Raw genomic sequence first — 19208 nt, forward strand, 5'->3', positions numbered from 1 at the left:
GCAGGTGGGGAGCATCTGACGGCGCGATCGACGGGCGGAGACATGCGGAGCGTAGGTGTGGAAGAAGAGCTGCTGCTCGTGGACGCGAAAAGTGGCGAACCCCGCGCCGTTTCGGGGGCGGTGCTCGCGGCCGCGGACCGCCTTGCCTGGCGGCATCCGGACGGCAGCGGCAGACGAGACCACGAGTTCGAGACGGAACTGCAGAAGGAGCAGCTCGAGTTCGCCACCAAACCGGTCACCGAGATGGGCGAGCTCCAGGAGGAGATCGTCCGCATCCGCGGCGAGGCGGCCCACCATGCGGCGAGTGCCGACGCCGTGGTGGCGGCGGTCGCGACGTCCCCGCTGCCGGTGCAGCCGTCGCTGAACGTCGGCCGACGCTACCGGTGGCTGGGCGAGCAGTTCGGACTGACCGCGCAGGAGCAGCTGACGTGCGGCTGTCACGTCCACGTATCCGTCGCCTCGGACGAGGAGGGCGTCGCCGTTCTCGACCGCATCAGGCCCTGGCTGGCCGTCCTGACGGCGATGAGCGCGAACTCGCCCTTCTGGCAGGGCGAGGACAGCGGGTACGGAAGCTACCGCAGCCGGGTGTGGAACCGGTGGCCCTCCGCCGGCCCGGTCGACATCTTCGGCTCCGCCGACCGCTACCACGAGCAGGTCAACGCGATGATCGACACCGGTGTCCTGCGCGACGAGGGCATGATCTACTTCGACGCCCGCCTGTCGGCTGCCTACCCCACCGTGGAGGTCCGGGTCGCCGACGTCTGCCTGGACGCCTCCACTCCGGTCCTGCTGGCCTCTCTCGTACGAGCCTTGGTCGAGACCGCGGCCCGCGCCTGGCAGGACGGGCAGCCTCCGAGCAGGACCGGTACGAGTCTGCTGCGACTGGCTTCTTGGCGGGCCGGCCGCTCGGGCCTGGACGGACCCCTGCTGCACCCCGAGACCATGAGGGAGACGTCCGCCGAGCACGCCATCGAGGCCCTGTACCAGCACGTTCGCGAGGCGCTGGTGGACCACGGCGACGACGAGCGCGTCCGCGAAGCCATAGCGCACCTGCACGAACGGGGGAACGGCGCCCGCATCCAGCGCCGGCTGCACGACGGCGGGCACACACTTGCGTCCGTCGTGACCCGATGTGCGGAGATGACGCTCGACCCGTGAGACAGGCGTCAGGTGAGCAGCACCTCGTCGTGCTGCGCTTCCACGACCCTGGCCAGGCGGGCCAGCATGCCCCGGTGCCGGAGCTGGAGTGCCGCTTCGCTCAGGGGGTTGTGCAGGGGCCCTCCCAGGCCCCGCAGGGGATGCTCGTCGCAGACGACGAGGGTCTCCTCACCCCACGGCCGGAGCTGGAGGAAGATCCTCGCCGTGCCCAGGGACTTGAACGACGCCTCCAACTCCAGCTCTTTCCCGGTCTCCTGGTGGCGTACGGTCGTCATGCCCTCGGCGGACCAAGGCCCGAGCCGGATCGTGTAGCGCAGCCGGGAACCCGATGCGGGCCAGGTGTGGTCGAGCGGCGTGGACTCGGACGGGCCCACCACCCACTCCCCGTACAGGGTCGGATCGGCGAGTACGGCCCACACGCTACGAGGGGGACGCCGGATGAGGTGATGACGGACGGCCACGGGGACTCCTCCTGCTGCCGGAACGGTAGGGGTGCGTGCAGCGCGCGGCATGACCCGGGCAAAGGGGGAGGGAACGACCCCGGCCTAGGTGTGCCGTCGCCTTCCGCGGTCAGTGGCCGAGGGCGTTCTCGAGCTGCTGCTTGGTCATCGTGGAGCGGCCCTCGATGCCCTTCTTCTTCGCCTCCTGGTACAGCTCGTCCTTGGTGCGTTCGGACGAACTGCCGCCGCCACGGGACTTCTCGCCGCCGCGTTGCGACGCGGACTTGCCCTGGGTGGAGCTGCGGCTCGCCGTCTCGCTCTCACCCGAACGTGCGCGTTCCTTGTTCACCGTTCGGGAGGCCATCTCCTTCGCGCGGCCCTCCGGCATACCGCGCTTCTCACCCGACTCCTTGATGTGCTCGTACTGCCGCTCGCGCTTGGGGCTGGATCCTCGGGGCATGACGGAACCCTTCGTCGACGGTGTGGTGTCACGGTCATGGTGCGCGTACCCGGCCCACGCCGCATCTCATGCGGTCCGGACCGGGCGCCTTGTCGCCGGGGGCAGGCCGGTTCGTCCGGTGTCTGGCAGGCTCGCATCGTGCCCGCAGGGGAGTGGGTCTCGGCACTCGGGTCTCGGCAATCGGGTACCGGTCAGGCCGCCGTCTCGGAGGGAGACCTTGTGCAGACGTTCCTTCCGTTTCCTTCGTTCGACGCCTCGGCAGCCGCGCTGGACGTCCGAAGGCTCGGCAAGCAGCGGGTCGAGGCCGTGCAGGTGCTGCGTGGCCTGATCGTTCCGGGTTACGGATGGCGCAGGCACCCGGCGGTGCGGATGTGGGCGGGGTACGAGGAGGCCCTCGTCCGGTACGGGCTGGAGATCTGCGGGCTGTGGACCGCCGAGGGGCGTGCGGACACCTGCTCCGTCACCCTGCTCCGCGACTTCACGGTGTGGCAGCCGGGAGGAGCCCCTCGGACCCAGGAGCAGTTGGCCGCCGACGGGGACCTGCCGCCGTGGCTGGGGGCACCCGACTTCCATCGAAGCCACCAGTCCGCGCTGGTGCGCAAGGATCCGGCCTTCTACCGGGAGCGCTTCCCCGGGGTACCGGACGACCTGCCGTACGTGTGGCCACAGTCCGATCGGGAGACGGACGGGGCGTCGTGAGCGTCCGGCGGCGGGCCCGTGCCGGGGGAGGGCGGCCATGCCCGTCCCCGGCCCGGGGCCGCCCGCGCTCTCGTAGGGCCGGGTGGGGCACGGCCGGCCCGCTACGGCTCCGTCAGAAGCCTGCCGCTGCCTTCTCCCGCTGGCGGGCCCATGCCCGGGCGGCGATCCCGGCGTCGGTGAGGACGTCGGCCGCCGTGCAGGCCAGGGCTTCCGCGGCGGCCAGCATCACCTCGCGCCCCCGTTCCGAGGCCGCGGCCCGTGCGAAGGCCGGGGTGTGGTCCGACGCCTCGCCGCCCAGGATTGCGACGAACGGATGAATGGAGGGGACCCGGCTGCTGACGTCGCCGATGTCGGACGAGCCCAGGAAGACCCCGCCGACGGGCTGGGTGAGCCGGATGCCGGAGCGTGCGAGGTGAAGGCTGAACCGGTCCGAGAGGACGTCGTTGTCCCGGAAGTGGGCGTATCCCCTGCCCATGCGGGTCACCTCCACCGTGGTGCCGGTCGCGGCCGCCACGCCTTCGGCCCAGCTGCCGAGGTGGCCGACCAGCGCATCGAGGGCGGTGCTCGTGGCCGCGCGCAGGCCGAACAGGCCTTCGGCGAAGGCCGGCACGATATTGGTCGCGCTGCCTCCGTGGGTCACGATTCCCTGGACGTGTGAGCCGGACGGCAACCGCCTGCTCATCACGGCGGCGGTGTTGAACAGCTGGATGAGGGCGGCCAGGGCGTCGATCGCGTGGGTGGGATCGCCCGTCGGATGTGCTGCCCGGCCGTGAAAGCCCACCCGGACCTGGGTCTGCGCGGTCAGCGGCGCCCATGACCAGTCGTGCACCCCGGGATGGAACATCAACGCGGCGTCCACACCGTCGAACACGCCGGCTTCGGCCAGAGTGACCTTGCCTCCGCCCCGTTCCTCCGCCGGTGTCCCCACGGCGAGCACCGTGCCCTCGTACTCTTCCTCCTCCAGAACGCTGCGCAACGCCAGAGCGGCCCCCAGTCCGGCTGCGGCGATCAGATTGTGTCCGCAGGCGTGTCCCAGGTCCGGCAGTGCGTCGTACTCCAACAGCAGCGCCACGCACCGCCCCCGTCCCCGCCCGGCGCGGGCCACGAAAGCCGTGTCGAGCCCGGCTGTCCCCGGTTCGACGGAGAATCCCGCCCGCCGGAGTTCGTCGGTGAGCAGCCGGGCCGCCCGGTACTCCTCGTAGGCGAGCTCGGGATCCGCGTGCAGGGCGCGGCTGACCGCCCACAGATCGTCCGCCCGGCGGATGCATTCCCGCCGCAGTCGCGCGTACAGGTCATCGGATGGATCGCCCACATCGCCTCCTCGCAGCCTTGTGCGCCTTCTGTCCCGAGGGCCGCCGATTACGCGTGCTGTCACTGTTTCGCCGCACTCGCGTGGGGGCGACGGTCACGTGGCCTCCGGTCCAGCCGTCAAACGGGTGAAAGACCGCGCGTCCGCAACGGCTGCTCCGCCGGCGTCGTTGTTGAAGTAGGCGAACACGTCTGCGTCCGGGGGCCAGGTGTCCGCGATCCGGTTCGCCCAGCTCCGCAGGGCCGCTCGGCCGTACCGGGGCGCGGGCTGGGCACGGCCTTCGTGGAAGCGTACGTAGCCCCAGTCGGCTGTCCGCCACAGAGGTGTCACGGGCCGCGACCCGCGGTCGGCCCAGCACAGGGCCGCGCCGCGGTCGGCGAGCACGGAACGTGTTTCCGGCGTCCACCACGACTCGTGCCGTGGTTCGACGGCGATGCGAGTACCGAGGGGGAAGCAGGAGAGGCAGGCGTCGAGTGCGGCGGGGTCGGCGCGCAGCGTGGGCGGCAGCTGGAGCAGCACTGGACCGAGCCGATCGCCCAGGGGAGCGGCGTGCTCCATGAGCCGCCCGACCGGCTCCGCCGGTTCACGCAGGCGTTTGATGTGCGTCAGGAAACGGCTCGCCTTGACGGCCATGACGAAGCCGGGTGGGGTCCGTGCACGCCACTGCGTGAACGTCTCGGGCGATGGCAGCCGGTAGAAGGCGTTGTTGAGCTCCACCGTGGGGAAGTGCCGGGTGTACTCCTCCAGCCACAGCCGTTGTGGCCGGTCCGGTGGATAGAGAACGCCCGACCAGTCCCGATACTGCCAACCGGAGGTGCCGACGAAAACGGCCATATGATCCGCCTGCCCTCCCGCGCGCCGCGCATGCTCCGGCGGCGCGCCGCGGCGTGGCGCGGCTCGGCGCGGCGGAGGCCCCCACAGGCGCCGCCGCGCCGAGGCACGTCACGGTGCATCCTGGCGGTCGGTCACATCACCGCAGCCGCAGGTCAGGCGTGCCGGTGGGAGTGCCGGTTTCCGGCGACGAGGCGGTAGAGGGCCAGGAGGATGATGGAGCCGATGATGGCGGCGATCCACGTCGAGAGGTCGAAGAAGCCGTCGATGGAGTCCACGCCGAAGATGACCTTGCCGAGCCAGCCGCCGAGCAGGCCGCCCGCGATGCCGATGAGCATGGTGATGATGATGCCGCCCGGGTCCTTGCCCGGCATGATCGCCTTGGCGATGAGGCCGGCCAGCAGACCGATGAGGATCCAAGCAATGATGCCCATGATGCGTCTCCTGCTTCGCGAGATAAGGCCAGTGTCAAATCGCTTCTTGACGCGTCCCGCGCTTTCAAACGTGCGCAGCGCAGAGCGGGCGACGGACCGGCGGGCGCGGTGAGCGGGCGGTGTGGGGCGGCGCGGACCACGGCGTTTCTCCGTCTGCGTCCCGGGCGAACCGTCATGGCGGCCGGATGATGGAGACTGAGATCAGTGAACGGATCGGAGACCGCGAGCCCGGGCTTCTGCTCCCAGGCTCCCCTCCCGCAGAGAGCGGGGCGAGACGAGAGGCGGCGGCTTCATGCCTCGTACAGCGCTCATCGTGATCGACATGCTCAACACCTACGCACACGAGGACGCCGAGGCTCTGGTCCCGTCCGTCCGTGAGGCGCTCTACGGGATCACGACGTTGCTGAAGCACGCCCGGGCCAGCGACTCGCCCGTCATCTACGTGAACGACAACTTCGGGGAGTGGCGCTCGCACCACGGGGAGATCCTGCGGGCTGCCCTCGACGGCCGACACGGCGACCTGGTGGAGCCGGTCGCGCCCGACGAGAACTCGCTCTTCGTCGTCAAGGCGCGGCACTCGATCTTCTTCGAAACCCCTCTGGCCTACCTGCTGGGCCAGCTCGGGACCGAGCGCCTGGTCCTGTGTGGACAGGTGACCGAACAGTGCGTGATGTATTCGGCACTGGACGCCCACATCCGGCACTTCGATGTCGTCGTAGCGGCCGACGCGGTCGCCCACATCGACGCCGGCCTGGCCGAAGCGGCCTTGCGGATGATGCGGAGCAACATGTCCGCGGAGATCTGCCCGGTGGACGACATCACCTTCGATGCCCGGCGCGCGGAGTGAAGTGAGCGGTGACTTCGTCGGCGCGCGGCGCGCATACCCGATGAGGGTGGTGGGTGCTGCAGGGCCCCCCTACTGCCGCGACCGGGCCGACCGGGCCGACCGGGCCGACCGGGCCGACCGGGCCGGCATGGAACGTTTCGTATGGGGGAAGGCGCTTCGTACGCCGTCCGCGGCGCGTACGACCGGCCTGCAGAGGGCCGACGGAACAACGAGGTGGACCATGAAGCCGACCCCATCGAGGCCGAGTCGCAAGGACGCTTCCGCCGACGGCGAAGACCCGACGGTTCCGTGGAGGGACTTCGGCAGAGTTCTGGATCAGATGGTGGAGCTCCTGGGCGGGCGTCCCCAAGACGGCGATGACGGCGCTTCGCGGATGACGACCCGCCGTAGGCCGGTCGTGGAGCGCGGCGGGCAGTGACGGCGGAAGGCGGGGCGCGGGCTACGTCGTCCACGTTTCGGGGCCCCCGCCCTCCCACCGGAAGAGGCCCGGATCTTCGATGTCCACATCGTCCCAGCCGGGAAACTCGGCGCGGCGCAGGAATTCCCTGACATCGCTCTCGTCGCGGGCCAGGCCGAGGATGGTCGAGTCGTAGTGGACCCGGCGGCCGCCGTGAGGGTCGTCAGGGCTGGGTGGGTGGATGACGATGCGAGGGTCCATGTCGTCAGGCTCGACCACCCGGGCCGTACGCGCACGCGCAGGGACGCCGGCCGCCCCCGGGGCTTCGTCCGCTCCCGGATACACCGTCGCGAAGCGGCCGGTCTCTCAGAAGGCGTAGCGGATCCGCAGCCAAGGGGCGTGCGACGCCACCAGGCGGCGGACGGCGTCGACGGCCTCGGCCTTGTCGCGGTTGCGGTAGCGGACGTTCCAGCTGCCGTTCTCGGAGCGTTTGGCCTGCTGGACATCGGGGCGCCACAGCATGTCCTCGGCCCGGGGGTGCCAGGCGAGGTTCAGCTCGTGCAGCTCCCTGTTGTGCGTCAGCATGATCACCTCCGCCGCGGCCTGCTCCTTCACAGCCCGGGGCAGGACGTCGTCCATGTGCCGGAGCAATTGCGCCCAGTCCTGCTCCCAGCCGGGCCGGATGACCACGGGTGAGAGGTTGAAGTGCACTTCGTAGCCCGCTTCCAGGAAGTCCGCGGCCGCCTCGATGCGCTGCTCCACGGGGCTGGTCCGGATGTCCAGCAGCCGTGAGTCCTGCGGGGGCATCACCGAGAAGCGCACGCGGGTGCGGCCGCGCGGGTCGAGCAGCAGCAGGTCGGGGTTGACGAACTTCGTGGCGAAGGACGCCTTGGCCGTGGGCCAGCGCGAGAACGCCTCCACCAGGTCTGCCGTGTTCTCGCAGATGAGGGCGTCCACGGAGCAGTCGTTGTTCTCACCGATGTCATAGACCCAGGCAGTCGGATCGCACTGGTTCGGCTCCTGCTTGTGCCCCTGCCGCGCGACGTGCCGACCGAGGTGGGCGATGATCTTCTCGATGTTGGTGAAGACGGTGATCGGATTGGCGTAGCCCTTGCGGCGCGGAACGTAGCAGTAGGCGCACGCCATCGCGCAGCCGTTCGCCACGCCGGGTGCGATCCAGTCGGCCGACCTTCCGTTCGGTCGCGTCGTGAGCGTCTTCTTCTCGCCCAGGACGAGGACCTCGCTCTTGATGCGGACCCAGCGTTCCAGGTTGCCCTCGTTGCCGTGGAGTTCGGGGATGCGCCAGTGCGAGTCCACGTCGATGACCCGGGCGTCGGGGAAGCGCGCCAGGATCTGCCGCCCGCGTGGCGAGGCTGCGGCGGCGGGCTCGGCGTGGATCTCCCGTACGGAGAGCAGCCGGCGGGCAGCGGGGGAGTCGCGGAACGAGGGGCCGATGAGCGGCGCGGATCGCGACGAGGCGGCATGGGCGGGCCCCGTTCGCAGCTCCTCCAGTGCGAACAGCCCATCGGCGTGGTCATCAGGCGGGGACTGGCCCACGAGTGCACTCCGAGATCTTGAGCCCGGCCGTTTTTCCCCGCCCCCACGGGGCCGCTCGGGTCGGTGGCTGCCAAGGACTGTCCACTCTAGGGCGTGTGCCGTGCGCCGTGCGGTGAGCGGGGAGGGGAAGAGCGACCGCTTAAGGGGCGCTCGGACGGGCAGGCGCCTCATATGTCGATCGCCCGTTCGGGCCGGCTCGCCCATCGCAGGCCGAACTGGTACAGGAGTGTAGTGATGGCGTACGTGACCAGGTGCTCCACGGAAAGTGAGCTGCCGAGGGTGTGGCGCCCCCGAGGTGCCGTACCGGTAGGAGGTGCCCTGTGTGTGGGTTGAGCGGGGAAGTGCGGTTCGACGGCAAGAGACCGGACCTCGCTGCGGTCGAACGTATGACCGATGTCTTGGAGCAGCGAGGACCTGACGGAAGAGGCGCGTGGTCGCAGGGATCGGTGGCGCTGGGGCATCAGCGCCTGAAGATCATCGACCTTTCCGAGTGCGGCGCCCAGCCCATGACCGACGCGCAGCTGGGTCTCACCGCGGTCTTCAACGGTTGCGTCTACAACTACCGTGAGCTGCGTGATCGCCTGGAAGGGCTGGGACATCGCTTCTTCTCCCGCTCCGACACCGAGGTGGTGGTCAAGGCGTACGCCGAGTGGGGCCGGGAGTGCGTCGAATCCCTCGTCGGCATGTTCGCCTTCGCCGTGGTCGAGCACCACACGGGCCGCGTCGTGCTGGGCCGGGACCGGCTGGGCATCAAGCCCCTGTACGTCACACAGGACCGCGACCGCCTGCGCTTCGCCTCCTCCCTGCCCGCGCTGCTGGCGGGCGGCGGAGTCGACGCGTCCCTCGACCCCGTGGCGCTCCACCAGTACCTGAGCTGGCACGGTACGGTCCCGGCGCCCCGTACCGTACTGGCCGGCGTTCGGAAGATCCCGCCGGCCACCGTCCGCGTGCTCGAGCCGGACGGCACCCACCACGACCACACCTACTGGCAACCGTCGTACACCCGGCACTCCGAACTCGGCGAGGACCCGGCACTCTGGCAGGAGGCGGTGCACAACGCACTGCGCACGGCCGTACGGCGCCGCACGGTCGGGGACGTCCCCGTGGGCGTGCTCCTGTCCGGCGGCCTGGACTCCAGCCTGATCGTGGCGCTGCTCGCCGAGGCGGGGCAGGAGGACCTCGCGACCTTCGCGATGGGCTTCGAGACGGAGAACGGTGAGGACGGAGACGAGTTCCGGTATTCGGACCTGGTGGCGCGACGGTTCTCGACCGACCACCACCAGTTCATGATTCCCTCCGACCGGCTGCCGTCCGCGCTGGAAGCCGCGATCGGTGCCATGAGCGAGCCGATGGTCAGCCACGACGCGGTGGCGTTCCACATGCTGGCGGAACAGGTCTCCAAAGAGATCAAGGTCGTGCTCTGCGGCCAGGGCGCGGACGAGGTGTTCGCCGGCTACCACTGGTACCCGCGGATCGCCTCGGCTGCCCGGCCGGACGCCGACGAGGCGTACGCGGACTCCTACTTCGACCGGACGCACGCCGATCTCACCGCCATGCTGCAGCCCGACTTCACCGCCGACCACGACGTCTCGATGGAGTTCGTCCGGGCCCACATGGCCGCCCCGGGAGCCGAGACCGCTCTCGACGCGGCGCTGCGCATGGACATCCACGCACTCATGCCCGACGACCCGGTCAAGCGGGTGGACAACATGACGATGGCCTGGGGTCTGGAGGCGAGAGTGCCGTTCCTGGATCACGAGCTCGTCGAGCTGGCCGCGGCCTGCCCTCCCCGGCTGAAGCTCGCGCAGGACGGCAAGGCTGTGCTCAAGGACATCGGGCGCACCATCCTGCCTCCGGAGGTCGTCGACCGGCCGAAGGGCTACTTCCCGGTGCCGGCGGTCCGGCACATGGCCGAGCCCGTGCTGACTCGCGTACGCGCCGCCCTCACGGCCCCGGAAGCACGCCGACGCGGCATCTTCGACCAGCGCGTCATCCACGAGCTGCTCGAGGCACCCAGCCGGCATCGCACCAAACGCGGGGCCAACACCCTCTGGCAGGTCGCGTCGTTGGAAATCTGGCTGCAAACGCACGGTATCCATTGAGCGGTCGACACCTGTAAGCGGAAGCCTGGGAGAGGCGGCCCATGCCCCTGGAGCACACGAGCCCTCTGCAGCACGCGCACGACGTGCTTCGCGGGACGGCCGATCCCCCCGGCGCCGCAGCGCCCCCGTCGGACCCTGTGCCGGCCCCCGCGCCGGTTCGGCTGCCCGGTCATCGCGGCGTCGACCCGCCGACCCTCCTGACCGCCCACGGATGCTGGTACCCGTCGGCCGACCCGACGGGCGAGCACGTGGCGTTCATCTGCGATCGGGCCGGGGTCCCCCAACTGTGGAGCGGGCCCGCCCGGGGGGCCGAGGTGCACGTGCTGGACGGCGACCCCGACCCGGTGACCGAGGTTTCCTGGTCGCCGGACGGGCGATGGATCGCCTACACGTCGGCGCCGGGGGGCGGCGAGCACACCCGGGTTCTGGTGGTGCGGCCGGACGGAACAGGACGACAGGTCCTCGCGGGGGCGGAGCCGGGAAGCTCGGCGCACCTCGGGCGCTGGACGCGTGACGGCACCGCCCTCGCCGTCACGGTCGCACAGCCCTCCGTGACGGGCTCGGAGCACAGCGGACCAGGACACCTGCCGTCAGACGCCGCGGACGCGGATGCGGACACGGACACGGACGGGGCCCCCTGGGCCGGCCGAACGCCGCTGGGCTCGGCGTGGTCCGAACGCGACGGCCCCGCGACCCTCCTCGAAGGAGGGGCCGCACGACGGGTGGCCCGGTGGGACCCCGCGCCGTCCGTGCGCGGAGCGGCCCTCCCCGCGGCGGGCGGGGTGCCGGTCGCGGACCTCGGACCCGCCCCGAGCGGCGGGCTGGCCGCCTACCTGGTCGACCCGGACGGAGCCACCGCACCGGTGCTGCTGTTCAGCGAGGAGGGAGCCGCCTCCTTGCGCGTGTGCGACATGAGTGCGGACGGCCGCTTCGCGCTCGTCCGACGCGGCCCTCGCGGGCGACGGGAGGCACTCGTGCTCGACACCGCTTCGAGCCGCACCACCTTCGCGCTGCACGTCGCCGACGGGGACCCCTGGATCGGCCGGTTCTCCGCCGACGCGCGGACGCTCTGGCTGCGCAGCGACGCGGAACGGGAGTTCGCGGCCCTGCTGAGGGTACGGCTGGACGAGGAGGGCGTGTCCCGGGGGCTGTCCGTCGCCGCCGAGCGGGAGAAGTCCGCCCTCGACCTGCTGAGCGTGCCCGACCACGGCCGGTGGGCCGTCCTCGCCTGGAACGCGCACGGCGCGACCGAGTTGGAAAGCGTGGGGCTCACCCTCGCCCGAACGGCCCTCGCCCCAACGGCCCTCGCCCCAACGGCCCTCGCCCCAACGGCCCTCGGTCGTACGGTCGGCGACATCGGACCGCGACACCATCCTGTCCTGCCCCACGAGGTGGTGACTCGCATCGCGCCCTTGGAGCGCGGCGGCCTGTTCGCCGCCCTTTCGGGATCCCGGCGCAGGCCGGGCATCTGGGAGCTGGACGAGGCCCTCGTGCCCGCGCGCACCGGCTGGTCGGCGCGGGACGAGGATGCGGTCCCGCCCGGGCGGCCTCCCGTACGACCGGTACCTCTGCGCTGCGAGGCGCGGGACGGACTCGTCCTCGGTGGCTGGTACTACCGGGCGCCGGAGCAGGACCCGGGCCGGCCGGCCCCGTGCGTGATCCACCTCCACGGCGGACCGGAAGAACAGGAACGGCCGGTGTTCAACCCGCTGTACCACGAACTCCTCGGCAGGGGCCTGGACGTGTTCGCCCCCGACGTCCGCGGGTCGTCCGGCTGGGGCCGGTCCTTCGTGGACGCCGACCTCGGCGCCGGCCGCTTCGCGGCGATCGACGACGTCGCCGACTGCGCCGCACATGTGGTCTCGCTCGGGTACGCCGACCCCCTGAGGCTGGGGGTGATGGGCCGCTCGTACGGCGGCTACCTCACGATGGCCTGCCTCGTGTGGCATCCGGACCTCTTCCGGGCCGGGGTCGCGGTATGCGGGATGTCGGACTTCGCCACGTTCTTCGCCGGTACGGAGCCGTGGATCGCCCAGTCCGCAGCCGCCAAGTACGGGCACCCGCAACACGACCGGGAACTGCTCCGCGCCCTTTCCCCCATGAGCCGCATCGATCAACTGCGCGCCCCTGTGCTGGCCGTCCACGGCGAGCACGACACCAACGTGCCGCCGACCGAATCGGAACAGTTCGTCCGCGCGGCACGTGACCGCGGCGTGCCGGCGCGGCAACTGACGTTGCGCGACGAGGGCCACGAGTTTTTGCGGGCGGACAACCGGCGGCTCTACCGGCGTGCTGCCGCGGATTGGCTGGAACAGCATCTCGGCCCGGTGCAGTGACGCCGATGTCCGTTTTCGCCGGCGGTCGCGGGGCAGGCGTGCGGCATGGACCAGTCGAAGGCACCGGTACTCGATGCGTTGGCCGCCTACCACGAGAGCGGCCAGACCCCGTTCACGCCCCCGGGGCACAAACAGGGACGGGGCGCCGACCCCAGGGTGCGGGCCGTGCTCGGCGAAGCGGTGTTCCGGTCCGACGTCCTCGCCACCAGTGGCCTGGACGACAGGACGTCCTCCCAGGGCGTCCTGGAGGAAGCACAAGCGCTGATGGCCGACGCCGTCGGGGCGGACCACGCGTTCTTCTCCACCTGCGGCAGCTCCCTGTCGGTGAAGTCGGCCATGCTGTCCGTCGCAGGACCGCACGAGAAGCTGCTGATCGGCCGGGACGCGCACAAATCCGTGGTGTCGGGCCTGATCCTCTCCGGCATCAAGCCCGTGTGGGTGGAGCCGCAGTGGGATGCCGAGCGTCACCTCGCCCACCCGCCGTCCGCCGAGGCGTTCGAGGCGGCCTTCGCCGAACACCCCGACGCCCGCGGAGCGCTGGTGACCACACCGACCCCCTACGGCACCTGCTCGGACCTGGCCGCCATCGCCGAGGTCTGCCACCGCCGGGACCGGCCGCTGATCGTCGACGAGGCGTGGGGCGCCCACCTGCCCTTCCACCCGGATCTGCCGACCTGGGCCATGGACGCCGGGGCCGACGTGTGCGTCACATCCGTACACAAGATGGGCTCCGGCCTGGAACAGAGTTCCGTGTTCCATCTGCAGGGCGACCTGGTCGAACCCGAGGTGCTCAGGAGTCGTGAAGACCTGCTGGGGACCACCAGCCCCTCCGTGCTCGTGTACGCCGCACTGGACGGCTGGCGCCGGCAGATGGTCGAACACGGCGAGGCCCTCTACGACCACGCGCTCGTGCTCGCTCAGAAGACCCGCGAGCGAATTTCCCGTATCGACGGCATGCACGTGCACGGTCGCGACGACTTCTGCGGGCCGGACCGGGCGGCGGACACGGACCCCCTCCAGATCATCGTCGACATCAGCGCGTGGGAGGTCACCGGCTACCGCGCCGCCGACTGGCTGCGGGAGAACCACCGGATCAACCTCCACCTGGCCGACCACCGCCGCATCAGCGCACAGCTCACCCACGCCGACGACGGCGACACGGCCGAGGTGCTCCTGACGGCACTGACCGACCTGGCCGCACATGCCGAGCAGCTTCGGACGGGCCGGCCCGTGGAGGTCCCGCCGCCGTCGCGGCTGAGGCTGCAGCAGGCGGCGCTGCCTCGCGACGCGTTCTTCGGCCGAACGGAGCAGGTGCCCTGGCAGAAGGCGGAGGGCCGGATCGCGGCCGAAATGCTGACCCCGTACCCGCCGGGCATCCCGGCTGCCCTGCCCGGCGAGCGCCTCACGGGCGATGTCCTGCGATACCTGCGGTCGGGGGTCGAGGCGGGCATGGTCGTGCCGGATGCGGTGGACACGGACGTCACGAGCGTCCGGGTGCTTCGCGAAGAGTGACCGTCTGGGGCGTGCGGAGGCGCTGCCGACAGACGGCCCCCGCAGTCCCGTCTTCCCCTTCCGTCGTTCGACGCCCCGGCGGGAGCGCCGACTCGGGAGACGGCTGAGGGGCGGGTCAGAGCTCTCCGGGATCCTGGCGTTCCAGGGGATGGAGCGCCGGGCCTTGGAGGATCTCGCCGCCGATGCCGAAGCGGGAGCCGTGGCAGGGGCATTCCCACGTCCGTTCGGCGTTGTTGAAGGCGACGAGACACCCGAGGTGGGTGCAGACGGCGGACACGGCGTGCAGCTCGCCCTGATCGTCGCGATGGACGGCGCAGGGCCGGCCGCCGGCACGGACGACCGTTCCCTCACCCGGCTGCAGGCTTCGGACGGGGCCGTTGGTGCCGTCGCCGAGCGTGTCCAGACGGTCCTTGACGAAGTGCTTACCGGTGTCCCATTGAGCCTTGAGGAGCGTCGGGGCGGAGAGGAGGGCGGAGCCGAGGCGGCCGGGGTCGTAGAGACCGCCCCAGGGCTCGGCCTCCCCGTTGACGAGGGAGGCGATGACCGTCCCGGCCAGCACCCCGCCCGTCATGCCCCACCCGGCGAAGCCGGTGGCGACGTAGACGTTCTCGCCGTCCCCGGGAAGCCGGCCGATGAGGGGCAGGGTGTCCGTGGCGCTGTTGTCCTGCGCTGCCCACCGGTAGGCGATCGTGAAGGCGGGGAAGTGCTGTTCCGTCCAGGCTTGAAGGCGGGCGTACCCGGCCTCGGTGTCTTCGCCGGCGCCCGGGGTGAAGGCTTCCCCGGTGACGATCAGGAGCCGGCCGCCGTCCGTGAGCGGCGCCGTGCGGACGGACCGCTTGCCGCCCTCCTCGGTGATGTACATGCCCTCGGGGTCTCGGTGAGCGGCCAGAGACCCCGCGATCACGAGGTCACGGTGCTGGGTGAGCCGGGTGGCGAGCAGCGCGTGGTCGAAGACGGGGTGGTGGGTGGCCACGACGACGTGCGGGGCGGAGACGGTGGCCCCCGAGTCGGTGGTGAGCCGGCAGGGATCCCCGCCGTCGAGTCGGGTGACGCGACTGCCCTCATGGATCCGGCCACCGAGCGCGACGATGTCGTCGACGAGCCCGCGCAGGTACTTGAGCGGATGGAACTGCGCCTGGTCCTCCACCCTGACGGCCCCGGCGACGGGGAAGGGCAGGCCGGTCTCGGTGACGAACGAAGCGTCGAGGCCGGCCGACCGGGCCGCTTCGGCCTCCGCGCGCAACGCTTCGACGCCCTCGGGCTGCTCGCAGTAGGTGAGCGCCGGCCGCCTCTCCATGTCGCAGTCGACGCCGAGTTCCTCTGCCACCTCGACGACGTGCCGCAGCGCGGCGCTCTGGGACGTCGCGTACCGGCGGGCGGCGTCCTCTCCGTGTTTGGACCGGAGCGTGTCGTACACGGCGGTGTGCAGCGCGGTGAGCTTTCCCGTCGTATGGCCGGTGACACCTGACGCGAGCCGGCCGGCTTCCAGCACGACGACCCTCAGCCCCGCCCGGGCGAGTTCCCACGCCGTGCTGAGACCGGCGATGCCGCTGCCGATCACCGCCGCATCCGCCTGCGCGGCCCCCGAGAGCGGGGCGAAGGACGGCAGGGCGGCCGTCTGCATCCAGTAGGAGTGGCCGGGGTGCGGAAGTCCGTTCATAACCGGCGGCTGCCCGGGAACACCCACCGTGATGCGCAGTCGCTCCGGCCGGTCACCCGTTCTGCCGGTCCAAGCGCACTGCAGCGCCCGGACGGTCCGGTCCGCCTCTCCGCCTCGTCGAAATGAGGGGGTTCATTCCGGTGGGGCGGGTAGGCGGTCGGCACGCGCAGCCGCCCGGCCGACGGGCAGATGCCCGGAACGCCGCTGAGGCGGGTGAGAAGCGCCTTGCCTCCGTTTGCGAGTGGCGGATTCCCGGTCATGGCTGAAGCGTCCAGCAGACCGCCTTGGGAGAAAAAGATGACCACGAAGCACACCCCCGCCGCCTCGGATCCGGACAAGGACGGCCTGCCGGGCAAGCCGGGACCGGTATCCCCGCCCGTGGCCGAACCGGCGCAGCCCGCAGAGCCCCTCCCGCCGAAGGCGGACCAGGAAGGGCCGGAGACCGTGAGTCCCACCGGACAGGCCACCGGGGCGGAGCAGGCGCGAATGGCACAGAGCGGCGCATACCTCACCACCGCCCAGGGGACCCGGCTCTACGACACCGACCACTCGCTGAAGGCCGGCGCGCGCGGCCCGGTCCTGCTTCAGGACCACCACCTGCGCGAGAAGATCATGCACTTCGACCACGAGCGGATCCCGGAGCGGGTGGTCCACGCGCGCGGCGCCGCCGCGCACGGCGTCTTCCAGGGCTACGGCACGGCAGGAGAGGTGACGCGGGCCGCCTTCCTGGCGAAGGACGTGGAGACGCCGGTGTTCGTCCGGTTCTCCACCGTCCTCGGCTCCCGCGGCTCCGCCGACACCGTGCGCGACACACGCGGCTTCGCCACGAAGTTCTACACCGACGAGGGCACCTTCGACCTGGTCGGCAACAACATCCCGGTGTTCTTCATCCAGGACGCGATCAAGTTCCCCGACATCATCCACGCGGGCAAGCCGCACCCGGACCGTGAGATCCCCCAGGCCCAGAGTGCGCACGACACCTTCTGGGACTTCGTGTCCCTGCACACCGAAGCCACCCACCACACGCTGTGGAACATGTCCGACCGCGGGATCCCCCGCTCCTTCAGGATGATGGAGGGCTTCGGCGTCCACACGTTCCGCCTGGTGAACACGGCCGGCGGCACCGCTCTGGTGAAGTTCCACTGGAAGCCGAAGCTGGGCGTGCACTCGCTGGTGTGGGAGGAGGCCCAGCTGATCAACGGGATGGACCCCGACTTCCACCGCAGGGACCTCTTCGACGCCATCGAGGCGGGCGCTTTCCCGCAGTGGGAGCTGGGCATCCAGGTCTTCCCCGACACCCCGGACCAGATGTTCGAGGGCATCGACCTCCTCGACCCCACGAAGATCGTGCCGGAGGAGCTCGCGCCCGTGCAGCCCATCGGGCTGATGACCCTGAACGCCAACACGAAGAACTTCTTCGCCGAGACCGAACAGGTCGCCTTCCACCCCGGCCACCTCGTCCCCGGTATCGACGTCACCGACGACCCGCTGCTCGCCGGCCGGCTCTTCTCCTACCTCGACACCCAGATCACCCGGCTCGGCGGCCCGAACTTCGGCCAGATCCCGATCAACCGGCCGCACGCCCCCGTCAACGACATGCTCCGCGACGGCATGCACCAGACGGCTGTGCACACCGGTGTCGCCCCCTACCGGCCCAACAGCCTGGACGGGGGCTGCCCCTTCCTCGCGGGAGCCGACACCAGCGCCTTCATCGAGACACCCGCCAAGGTCCCCGAGGCGAGCAAGATCCGCGAGGCGCCGGCCTCGTTCTCGGACCACTTCTCGCAGCCGCGGCTCTTCTGGCTCAGCATGAGTCCGCCGGAGCGTGAGCACATCATCGCCGCGTACACCTTCGAGCTGAACAAGTGCTACGAGCAGGCCGTCAAAGAGCGCACCCTCGGCGTCCTGGCGAACATCGACGCCGAGCTGTGCGAGAAGGTCGCCGAAGGCCTGGGCCTGCCGGCACCGGCTTCCACCGTCGCCCTCGCCGCGGCCGATCCCAGCCCGGCCCTCTCGCAGCTGGGGCAGACCTGGCCCGTCGACGGACGCGTGATCGGCATCGTCGCCGACGCCGCAGCCGACCTGGCAGGTGTGCGGAGCGCGCGGCAGGCCATCCTGGACGCGGGCATGGTGCCCCTCGTCATCGCCCCCGCGGGCGGCACCCTCGACCCGGGCGGAGAGCCGATCGCCGTTCAGCGCACCTTCGCCACCGCCCGCTCCATCGAGTTCGACGCCCTCCTGTTCGCCGGCGTGCCCGAGCCCGGCTCCGACGCCCACGGAGCCCGCGACGCGAAGGCGGGCGCGCCCGCGACGCAGGGACCCGATCCCCGCGTCGTGCTGCTGCTGACCGAGGCGTACCGCCATGGGAAGGCCCTCGGCGGCTGGAACGGCGCCGACCGGCTCCTCGAGAGCGTGGGTATCGACACGGAAGGCCCCGGCATCGCCCTTGGCGAGGACGGTTCGGCGGTCGTCGAGACCGTCGCCGCCGCCCTGGCCGAGCACCGGGCCTGGGACAGGTTCCCGCCTGCCGTCTGATCTCGGCAGGGACGGCGAGAAGCGGGCCCACCTCCACATGGCGGTGGGCCCGCTCCCTGCGCGCTGCGGTGAACCGCCCTACTCCGCACGGCTCAATCGACCGCTCGGGGAAGCGTCTTTCGGGCAGGAGACCAGCATGGACAGCAATCGCGAGATGGACCCGGAGCACCAGGTGCCCGACGGCGTCGACGAGAAGACACTGCGTGCCCTGGGTGCGCTCTCGAAGGCGCTGGAGACCACGGAGCGAGCCCGCGGCCACCTCTACGGATTCCACCAGCTGACCGGGACCGCGGACTTCGAGCTCGGCGACGCCGTCCGGCTCCTGCGCGAGGCGGGTCATGAGGAGCAGGCAGCGCGGGTCGAGCGCGACATCGTGGGCCGCAACGTGATTCCGGGCCACTGGACCTTCCAGATCGTCGAGGCCTACAACTCCACCTATTACCAGGCCTTCGCCGCGATGGAACGCGACATCGTCGACGAGCTGGCCGACGGGCGCGACCATCTCCTGGAGGCCCGCCTCAAGACGATCCGCCGCACCCGCAACCACCCGGACCACACCGCCACGCCGCCCGCCTCCCGAAACGCAGGCCCGGCCGCCCGGTAGCGGGTGCGCACGGACCGAAGGAATCGCCCTGGGGCGTGTCGAAAGACACGCTCCTAGCCGGTCCCGGGTTCCGTGCACATCACGGGGCGGTCACACCTGCGGTCTGCCCGTCCGGCACACCGACAACCCGTCGTCCTTGTCGGCCAATTGACAGTCCGTCTGTCGATTGTGGCGTGGGTCACGCGGTAAGAGAGTGGCCGTCTTCCCATCGGCTACCCGCCGCAAGCGTCGAGAGGAATCTCAATGACCGTGTCAAGCCGCCGCCGGGGTCGGCGGGGTGGAGGTGAACAGCCTCTTGTCGCGGAGCATGGCCCACAGGACATCGAC

16 protein-coding genes are annotated in these 19208 nt (G+C 70.9%); 8 read left to right on the plus strand and 8 right to left on the minus strand.

The genetic code is table 11. The annotated features are described in order from the left end of the window. Positions 1 to 42: 42 nt before the first annotated feature. Complete coding sequence (locus tag ACWGIF_RS30185; protein WP_453502209.1) at positions 43 to 1158, plus strand: glutamate--cysteine ligase; 1116 nt, start codon at positions 43 to 45, stop codon at positions 1156 to 1158. Positions 1159 to 1166: 8 nt separating this feature from the next. Here ACWGIF_RS30185 and ACWGIF_RS30190 read toward each other — a convergent pair whose 3' ends face one another. Beyond that, on the minus strand, positions 1167 to 1619 hold the full coding sequence (locus tag ACWGIF_RS30190) for an SRPBCC family protein (RefSeq protein ID WP_453502210.1): 453 nt from the start codon (positions 1617 to 1619) through the stop codon (positions 1167 to 1169). Between the two features lie 109 nt (positions 1620 to 1728). After that, the gene (locus tag ACWGIF_RS30195; RefSeq protein WP_453502212.1) at positions 1729 to 2058 is read right to left on the minus strand and encodes a plasmid stabilization protein; all 330 of its coding nucleotides are present in this window, start codon (positions 2056 to 2058) and stop codon (positions 1729 to 1731) included. Positions 2059 to 2277: 219 nt separating this feature from the next. Between ACWGIF_RS30195 and ACWGIF_RS30200 the strand changes: the two genes are divergently transcribed. Next, positions 2278 to 2757 carry an MSMEG_6728 family protein gene (locus tag ACWGIF_RS30200; RefSeq protein ID WP_453502214.1) on the plus strand — a complete coding sequence of 160 codons (480 nt, stop codon included), beginning with the start codon at positions 2278 to 2280 and terminating at the stop codon, positions 2755 to 2757. Positions 2758 to 2869: 112 nt separating this feature from the next. Here ACWGIF_RS30200 and ACWGIF_RS30205 read toward each other — a convergent pair whose 3' ends face one another. From ACWGIF_RS30205 to ACWGIF_RS30215, 3 genes are all read right to left on the minus strand, one after another. Then, entirely contained in the window at positions 2870 to 4069 is a 1200-nt protein-coding gene (locus tag ACWGIF_RS30205) for an amidohydrolase (protein ID WP_453502215.1), read from the minus strand. Positions 4070 to 4162: 93 nt separating this feature from the next. Then, positions 4163 to 4900, minus strand: coding sequence for a DUF72 domain-containing protein (locus tag ACWGIF_RS30210; protein WP_453502217.1), 738 nt, complete (start codon positions 4898 to 4900; stop codon positions 4163 to 4165). A 152-nt stretch (positions 4901 to 5052) separates the two neighbouring features. After that, positions 5053 to 5331 (minus strand): GlsB/YeaQ/YmgE family stress response membrane protein, encoded by a 279-nt coding sequence (locus tag ACWGIF_RS30215; RefSeq protein ID WP_453502219.1) that lies wholly within the window; start codon positions 5329 to 5331, stop codon positions 5053 to 5055. 292 nt (positions 5332 to 5623) lie between these two features. Between ACWGIF_RS30215 and ACWGIF_RS30220 the strand changes: the two genes are divergently transcribed. Next, positions 5624 to 6178, plus strand: coding sequence for an isochorismatase family cysteine hydrolase (locus tag ACWGIF_RS30220; protein WP_453502220.1), 555 nt, complete (start codon positions 5624 to 5626; stop codon positions 6176 to 6178). Between the two features lie 439 nt (positions 6179 to 6617). Here the strand turns inward: ACWGIF_RS30220 and ACWGIF_RS30225 are convergent, their stop codons facing one another. Together ACWGIF_RS30225 and ACWGIF_RS30230 are read right to left on the minus strand one after the other, a co-directional pair. Further along, complete coding sequence (locus ACWGIF_RS30225) at positions 6618 to 6836, minus strand: hypothetical protein (protein WP_453502222.1); 219 nt, start codon at positions 6834 to 6836, stop codon at positions 6618 to 6620. A gap of 105 nt (positions 6837 to 6941) precedes the next feature. Beyond that, on the minus strand, positions 6942 to 8132 hold the full coding sequence (locus ACWGIF_RS30230; protein WP_453502224.1) for a spore photoproduct lyase family protein: 1191 nt from the start codon (positions 8130 to 8132) through the stop codon (positions 6942 to 6944). Between the two features lie 320 nt (positions 8133 to 8452). Here ACWGIF_RS30230 and ACWGIF_RS30235 point away from each other — a divergent pair, with 320 nt between their 5' ends. The 3 genes from ACWGIF_RS30235 to ACWGIF_RS30245 are packed head-to-tail and all read left to right on the plus strand — an operon-like array spanning position 8453 to position 14082. Next, a complete protein-coding gene (locus ACWGIF_RS30235; RefSeq protein WP_453502225.1) occupies positions 8453 to 10234 on the plus strand; it encodes an N-acetylglutaminylglutamine amidotransferase in 1782 nt (593 codons plus the stop codon). 41 nt (positions 10235 to 10275) lie between these two features. After that, positions 10276 to 12570, plus strand: a complete 2295-nt coding sequence (locus ACWGIF_RS30240) for a S9 family peptidase (RefSeq protein WP_453502227.1) — start codon at positions 10276 to 10278, stop codon at positions 12568 to 12570. 45 nt (positions 12571 to 12615) lie between these two features. Further along, the gene (locus ACWGIF_RS30245; RefSeq protein ID WP_453502228.1) at positions 12616 to 14082 is read left to right on the plus strand and encodes an aminotransferase class I/II-fold pyridoxal phosphate-dependent enzyme; all 1467 of its coding nucleotides are present in this window, start codon (positions 12616 to 12618) and stop codon (positions 14080 to 14082) included. Positions 14083 to 14197: 115 nt separating this feature from the next. Here ACWGIF_RS30245 and ACWGIF_RS30250 read toward each other — a convergent pair whose 3' ends face one another. Continuing rightward, positions 14198 to 15742 carry an FAD-dependent oxidoreductase gene (locus ACWGIF_RS30250; protein WP_453502229.1) on the minus strand — a complete coding sequence of 515 codons (1545 nt, stop codon included), beginning with the start codon at positions 15740 to 15742 and terminating at the stop codon, positions 14198 to 14200. Between the two features lie 297 nt (positions 15743 to 16039). Here ACWGIF_RS30250 and ACWGIF_RS30255 point away from each other — a divergent pair, with 297 nt between their 5' ends. Beyond that, the gene (locus ACWGIF_RS30255; protein ID WP_453502230.1) at positions 16040 to 18277 is read left to right on the plus strand and encodes a catalase; all 2238 of its coding nucleotides are present in this window, start codon (positions 16040 to 16042) and stop codon (positions 18275 to 18277) included. Between the two features lie 136 nt (positions 18278 to 18413). Continuing rightward, positions 18414 to 18881 (plus strand): hypothetical protein, encoded by a 468-nt coding sequence (locus tag ACWGIF_RS30260; RefSeq protein ID WP_453502232.1) that lies wholly within the window; start codon positions 18414 to 18416, stop codon positions 18879 to 18881. Positions 18882 to 19208: the final 327 nt, after the last annotated feature.

It is taken from the genome of Streptomyces sp. NPDC054849 (genome assembly GCF_053610945.1).